The sequence below is a fragment of the Mycobacterium scrofulaceum genome (assembly GCF_002086735.1).
Classification (GTDB): Bacteria; Actinomycetota; Actinomycetes; order Mycobacteriales; family Mycobacteriaceae; genus Mycobacterium; species Mycobacterium scrofulaceum.
The window spans coordinates 1-7,206 of sequence record NZ_MVIJ01000100.1 but is presented as its reverse complement, the minus strand read 5'-3'; the positions used below and the strand labels follow the sequence as shown (position 1 = coordinate 7,206).

The following is a 7,206-nucleotide window of genomic DNA, read 5'->3' as shown; positions in this document are numbered from 1 at the left end:
GCCCACCCCCCGGCTACGGGGCCCCGCCCAAGCGCCCGATCATCGTGCTCGACGGGTTCAACTGGGCGTGGAACACGTTCACCAAGAACGCCGTGGCGTTGATCGTCCCCACCTTGGTCTACGGGCTGCTGATCGGGGCCGCCTTCGCGCTGATCACCCTGAGCCAGAACATGAACACGGGAACGACGTCAGACGACTACGACTTCACGTTCACGACGAACCTGACCGGCCCCGGGTACGGGTTGCTGGCGCTGGGCTACCTGGTCGCCTACGCGGTGAGCGCGTTCGCGCAGTCGGCGTTCCTGTCCGGCTGCCTCGACCTCGCCGACGGTCGCGCGGTGACCGTCGGCTCGTTCTTCCGGCCGCGCAACCTCGGCATGGTGTTTCTGGCCGTCCTGCTCGTCGAGGTCCTCACCTCGATCGCGTGGGCGGCGTGCGTCCTCCCCGGTCTGGTGCTGGGCATCTTCACCCAGTTCACCGCGCTGTTCGTGATCGATCGCTCGGAGTCGGCCATCAAGGGCTTCACGTCCAGCTTCTCGCTCGCCGGGTCGAATTTCGTCAACGCGCTGCTGGTGTGGCTGATCGTGTTCGCGTCCGCCATCGTCGGGTTCCTGTTGTGCGGTGTCGGCATGTTGGTGGCGGCCCCGGTCGGGTCGCTGCTGATCGTCTACGCCTATCGCAGGCTGAGCGGCGGCCAGGTGGTCCCCGTGCCGCAGCCGGGTTACCAGCCGGGACCGCAGTCGGCTTAACAGCAGGCATAACGGCCGGGCACAACAGCCGGGCATCAACACCGGCCGCCCGAAGTTACGGAGCTGTAAGCCGGGGCCGCAGTGCGCTGCGGCCGTGTGCCGCCTGTGATGAGATCACCATGTCATGAGCATCAAAGTCGCGCTGGAGCACCGCACCAGCTACACCTTTGACCGGCCGGTCCGGGTGTATCCGCATGTCGTGCGGCTGCGTCCCGCGCCGCATTGCCGCACGCCCGTCGACGCGTACTCGCTGCGCATCGAACCCGACGAGCACTTCATCAACTGGCAACAGGATGCGGTAGGCAATTTCCTTGCGCGCCTTGTTTTTCCGAACCCCACGCGGCGGCTGACGATCACGGTCGGGTTGATCGCCGACCTCAAGGTGATCAACCCGTTCGACTTTTTCATCGAGGACTGGGCCGAGACGTGGCCGGCGCAGGGGTTGAGGTACCCCAAGGAACTCGCCGACGACCTGGAGCCATACCTGCGGCCCGTCGACGAGGACGGCGACGGTTCGGGCCCGGGCAAGCTGGTGCGGGCGTGGCTCGACAACTTCTCGGTGGCCGACGGCACGCGCACCATCGACCTGCTGGTCGCCCTGAACCGCGCCGTCAACGCCGACGTCGCCTACAGCGTGCGGATGGAACCCGGCGTCCAGACGCCGGATCACACCCTGCGCACCGGCGTCGGCTCGTGCCGCGACTCGGCGTGGCTGTTGGTGTCGATCCTGCGCCGGCTCGGGCTGGCCGCCCGGTTCGTATCCGGCTATCTGGTGCAGCTGGCCTCCGACGTGGAGGCGCTGGACGGGCCGTCGGGCCCCGCCGCCGACTTCACCGACCTGCACGCCTGGACCGAGGTGTACATCCCCGGCGCGGGCTGGATCGGGCTGGACCCGACGTCGGGGCTGTTCGCCGGCGAGGGCCACATCCCGTTGGCCGCCACGCCGCAGCCGGCGTCGGCCGCGCCCATCACCGGCGGCACCGAGCCGTGCGAATCGGTGCTGGAGTTCTCCAACACCGTCACCCGCATCCACGAGGACCCCCGTGTCACGCTGCCCTATACCGACGAGGCGTGGCAGACGATCTGCGAGGTCGGCCGGCGCGTCGACGACCGGCTGGCCGCCGGCGACGTCCGGTTGACCATCGGCGGTGAGCCGACGTTCGTGTCGGTGGACGATCAGGTCGCCGAGGAGTGGACCACCGCCGCCGACGGCCCGCACAAGCGGCGGCGCGCCTCCGACCTGGCCGCGCGGCTCAAGGCCGAGTGGGCGCCGGGCGGGCTGATCCAGCGCGGGCAGGGACGCTGGTATCCGGGAGAACCGTTGCCGCGCTGGCAGATCGCGTTGTACTGGCGCACCGACGGGCGGCCGCTGTGGAGCGACGACACGCTGCTGGCCGACCCCTGGACGGACGGCTCGGACCCGGTCGACGCCGACGCGGGCTATCACCTGCTGGCCGGGGTCGCCGACGGCCTGGGGCTGCCGCTTTCCCAGGTGCGGGCGGCCTACGAGGACCCGCTGCACCGGCTGGCGGCCAAGGCGCGGCAGCCCGACGGCGACCCGGTGGACCCGGCCGACGATCTCGCCCCGGACACTCCCGCCAGCCGCGCCGCCCTGCTGGCCCGGCTCGACGAATCCGTCACGGCGCCGGTGGCTTTCGTGCTTCCGCTACACCGTAGAGCCGACGGCCTGGGCTGGGCCAGCGCCGACTGGCGGCTGCGCCGCGGCCGAATCATGTTGCTGCCCGGCGATTCCCCGGCGGGCCTGCGCCTGCCGCTGGATTCCATCAGCTGGCGGCCACCGCGCCCGGCGTTCGACGCCGATCCCCAGGCCGCCGGAGACCGACTGCCGACGGAGTCGGGCACCGCGGTCGTCGAAGACCCCGACACCGCCCCGCCCACCGCGATGGTTGCCGAGGTGCGTGACGGGCTGCTCCACCTCTTCATGCCGCCCACCGAGGCGCTGGAGCACTTCGTCGACCTCGTCGCCCGAGTCGAGGCCGCCGCGACCAAGGCGGGCTGGCCGGTCGTCCTCGAGGGCTACGACCCCCCGCCCGACCCGCGGCTGCGCTCGACGACGATCACCCCGGACCCCGGGGTCATCGAGGTCAACGTCGCGCCCACGGCCAGCTTCGCCGAGCAGCGCCAGCAGCTCGAAACGCTTTACGAGCAGGCCCGACTCGCCCGCCTTTCCACCGAGTCCTTCGACGTCGACGGCACCCACGGCGGCACCGGCGGCGGCAACCACATCACCTTGGGTGGCGTCACGCCCGCGGACTCCCCGCTGCTGCGGCGTCCGGACCTCTTGGTCTCGCTGCTGACGTACTGGCAGCGGCACCCGTCGCTGTCGTATCTGTTCGCCGGCCGGTTCGTCGGCACCACCTCGCAGGCTCCCCGGGTCGACGAGGGCCGCGCCGAGGCGCTGTACGAACTCGAGATCGCTTTCGCCGAGATCACCCGCCTCGCAGGGCCTTTCGGCGGCAACGCCCCGCGGCCGTGGATGATCGACCGCGCGCTGCGCCACCTGCTGACCGACATCACCGGCAACACCCACCGCGCCGAGTTCTGCATCGACAAGCTGTACAGCCCCGACAGCCCGCGCGGCCGGCTCGGCCTGCTGGAGTTGCGCGGGTTTGAGATGCCCCCGCACCTGCGCATGGCGATGGTGCAGTCGCTGCTGGTGCGCTCGCTGGTGGCGTGGTTCTGGGACGAGCCGCTGCGCGCCCCGCTGATCCGCCACGGCGCCAACCTGCACGGCCGATACCTGTTGCCGCACTTCCTGATCCACGATATCGCCGACGTGGCCGCCGATCTGCGCGCGCACGGCATCGCGTTCGAGACCAGCTGGCTGGACCCGTTCACCGAGTTCCGCTTCCCGCGCATCGGCACCGCGGTGTTCGACGGCGTGGAGATCGAGCTGCGCGGCGCGATCGAGCCGTGGAACACGCTCGGCGAGGAGGCCACCGCGACCGGCACCGCCCGTTATGTCGACTCGTCGGTCGAGCGCATCCAGATCCGCGTCATCGGCGCCGACCGCCACCGCTACGTGGTGACCGTCAACGGCTACCCGGCGCCGCTGCTGGCCACCGACAATCCCGACATCCACGTCGGCGGGGTGCGGTTCAAGGCGTGGCAGCCGCCGAGCGCGCTGCACCCGACCATCAGCACCGACGTCCCGCTGCAGTTCGAGCTGGTGGATCTGACCACGGGCACGTCGCGCGGCGGCTGCACCTATCACGTGGCTCATCCCGGTGGCCGGGCCTACGACGAGCCGCCCGTCAACGCCGTCGAGGCCGAGGCGCGCCGCGCCCGCCGCTTCGAGGCCACCGGCTTCACCCCCGGCAAGCTCGACCTGTCCGACATTCGGGAAAAACAGGCGCGCATCTTCACCGACATCGGCGCGCCGGGCATCCTCGACCTGCGCCGCGTGCGTACCGTGCAGCGGTAATGGCGTACGCGGACATGACGTTCGGCACCGGCGCGGCCCCGCCGGCCGCAGGTGGCCGCCGCGAGGACCGCTACGAAGGCCGCTACGAAGACGGCTACGACGCCGACCGCCTGCTGGCCGGGTACCGGGCCGCGCGCGCGCAGGAGGCGCTCTTCGATCTGCGGCACGGTCCCGTCGCGGGCTACGACGAGTTCGTCGACGGGGACGGGAACGTGCGGGCGGCCTGGACGGAGCTGGCCGACACGATCGCGGAGCGCGGCCGGGCCGGGCTGGACCGGCTGCGCTCGGTGGTACGCGGCCTGATCGACAGCGACGGCATCACCTACACCGACACCTATACCGACGTCGAACCCGGCGGGCACGGCCTCGAGCCGCGGCCGTGGATCCTGGACACGCTGCCCATCGTGCTGTCCGCCGCGGAGTGGGAGGTGCTGGAGGCGGGGCTGGTGCAGCGGTCCCGACTGCTCGACGCCGTGCTCGCCGACCTGTACGGGCCGCGCAGCCTGCTCACCGAGGGCGTCCTGCCGCCGGAGCTGCTGTTCGCCCATCCCGGTTACGTGCGGGCCGCCAATGGCATCGAAGTGCCCGGGCACCACCAGCTTTTCCTGCACGCGTGCGACGTCAGCCGGTTGCCGGACGGCACCTTCGGGGTCAACGCCGACTGGACGCAGGCGCCGTCGGGCGCCGGTTACGCGCTGGCCAACCGGCGCGTCGTCGCGCACTCGGTACCCGACCTGTACGAGCGGATCGTGCCGCGGCCGACGACGCCGTTCGCCCAGGCGCTGCGGCTGGCGCTGATCGACGCCGCACCCGACGACGCGCAGGACCCGGTGGTGGTGGTGCTCAGCCCCGGAATCTTCTCCGAAACCGCATTCGACCAGGCGTACCTGGCCACGCTGCTGGGCTTTCCGTTGGTGGAGAGCGCGGATCTGGTGGTGCGCGAGGGCAAGTTGTGGATGCGCTCGCTGGGCACCTTGAAACGCGTCGACGTCGTCCTCCGCCGGGTCGACGCCGACTACGCCGACCCGCTCGACCTGCGCGCCGACTCACGGCTGGGCGTGGCCGGCCTGGTGGAGGCGTCTCACCGCGGAACGGTGACCGTCGTCAACACCCTGGGCAGCGGAATCCTGGAAAACCCTGGGCTGCTTCGGTTTTTGCCCCAGCTGTCCGAACGCCTGCTCGCCGAGGCCCCGTTGCTGCAGACGGCGCCGGTCTACTGGGGCGGCATCCCCGCCGAACGCTCGCACCTGCTGGCCAATCTGTCCTCGCTCCTGGTGAAGTCCACCATCGGCGAGAACACCCTTGTCGGGCCGACGCTTTCGTCGTATCAGCTGGCGCAGTTGGCCGCCCGCATCGAGAAGATGCCGTGGCAGTGGATCGGCCAGGAGCTGCCGCAGTTCTCGTCGGCGCCCACCGATCACGCCGGGGTGTTGTCGTCGGCCGCCGTCGGAATCCGGCTGTTCAACGTCGCCCAGCGCAGCGGGTACGCCCCGATGATCGGCGGGGTCGGTTACGTCCTGGCGCCCGGACCGGCCGCGTACACGCTGCAAACCGTTGCGGCCAAGGATGTTTGGGTGCGCCCGACGGAGCGTGCGCGGGCCGAGGCGGTGATCCTGCCGTCGCCCGTGCCCCCGGCGAAGACGGCCGCGGGCACCTGGGGCGTCAGCTCGCCGCGCGTGCTGTCCGACCTGTTCTGGATCGGCCGCTACGGCGAGCGCGCGGAGAACATGGCGCGGCTGCTGCTCGTCGCCCGGGACCGATTCCACGTCTACCGCCATCAGCAGCACACCGAGGAAAGCGAGTGCGTGCCGGTGCTGATGGCCGCGCTGGGCCGCATCACCGGGACCGACGGCGCCGGGGATGGGGCCGGCGAGACCGCCGGGGACGGGGCCGAGGTCATCGCCGTCGCCCCGTCGACGCTGTGGTCGCTGACCGTGGATCCCGACCGGCCCGGCTCCCTCGTGCAGTCGGTGGAAGGGTTGGCGCTGGCCGCCAGGGCGGTGCGCGACCAGATGTCCAACGACACGTGGATGGTGCTCGCCGGGGTGGAACGCGCGCTGGCGCAGCGCCGGGAGCCGCCGGACTCCCTCGCCGAGGCGGACGCGCTGCTCGCGTCGGCTCAGGTGCAGACGCTGTCGGGGATGCTGACCTTGGCGGGGGTGGCCGGCGAGTCGATGGTGCGCGACGTGGGCTGGACGATGATGGACATCGGCAAGCGCATCGAACGCGGGCTGTGGCTGACCGCGCTGCTGCGCGCCACGCTGACCGCCGTGCGCCGTTCCGCGGCCGAACAGACGATCATCGAGGCGACGCTGGTGGCCTGCGAGTCTTCGGTGATCTACCGGCGCCGCACCGCCGGCCAGGTCAGCCTGGCGGCGGTGGCCGAGCTGATGTTGTTCGACGCGCAGAATCCGCGGTCGCTGCTGTATCAAGTGGAGCGACTGCGGGCCAACCTCAAGGACCTGCCCGGGGCGTCGGGGTCGTCGCGCCCGGAGCGGCTGGTGGACGAGATCGGCACCCTGTTGCGCCGTTCGCATCCCGCCGAGCTGGAGGCGGTCAGCGCCGACGGGCTGCGGGCGGAGCTGGACGACCTGCTGGGCTCCGTGCACGCGGGGCTGCGCGAGCTGGCCGAGGTCATCACGACCACGCAGTTGGCGTTGCCGGGTGGCATGCAGCCGCTGTGGGGACCCGACGTGCGCCGGGTGATGCCGGCCTAAAGTTCTGAGCCGTCGGGCATCGAGTTGCGTTCTGGGTCAACCGGGTTCGTCGTCGTCACTGCCGCCGTCACTGCTGCCGTTGCCGTCGTCGTCGTCGCCGTCGTCGCCGTGGTGGAGGAATCGTTCGGGGTGGTGATAGCTGTTGGTGCGGGGTTGGCCGCGGTCGAGATGGGGTGGGGGGATCCATTCGGTTTCGCCGCGGGCGTTGGTGCGGGTGGTCCAGCCTTGTTCGGCGAGCCGGTTGTCGGGTCCGCAGGCCAGGGTGAGGTCGTCGATGTCGGTGCGGCGGGTGGCT

The 7,206-nt window shown here is 71.1% G+C and carries 3 protein-coding genes and 1 pseudogene; 3 read left to right on the top strand and 1 reads right to left on the bottom strand.

Going from position 1 to position 7,206, the window contains the following annotated elements; translation table 11 throughout:
• From BST44_RS28455 to BST44_RS28445, 3 genes are all read left to right on the top strand, one after another.
• Positions 1–749 (top strand): hypothetical protein (locus tag BST44_RS28455; protein WP_208619904.1); only part of this gene is annotated, 749 nt, incomplete at its 5' end.
• A gap of 124 nt (positions 750–873) precedes the next feature.
• Positions 874–4,194, top strand: coding sequence for a transglutaminase family protein (locus tag BST44_RS28450; protein WP_083180008.1), 3,321 nt, complete (start codon positions 874–876; stop codon positions 4,192–4,194).
• Positions 4,194–6,911, top strand: a complete 2,718-nt coding sequence (locus tag BST44_RS28445; RefSeq protein WP_083180007.1) for a circularly permuted type 2 ATP-grasp protein — start codon at positions 4,194–4,196, stop codon at positions 6,909–6,911. Before BST44_RS28450 ends, BST44_RS28445 begins: the two co-directional genes overlap by 1 nt.
• 36 nt (positions 6,912–6,947) lie before the next feature.
• Here the strand turns inward: BST44_RS28445 and BST44_RS28440 are convergent.
• Positions 6,948–7,206, bottom strand: a pseudogene (locus BST44_RS28440) (HNH endonuclease signature motif containing protein); the annotation flags it as partial.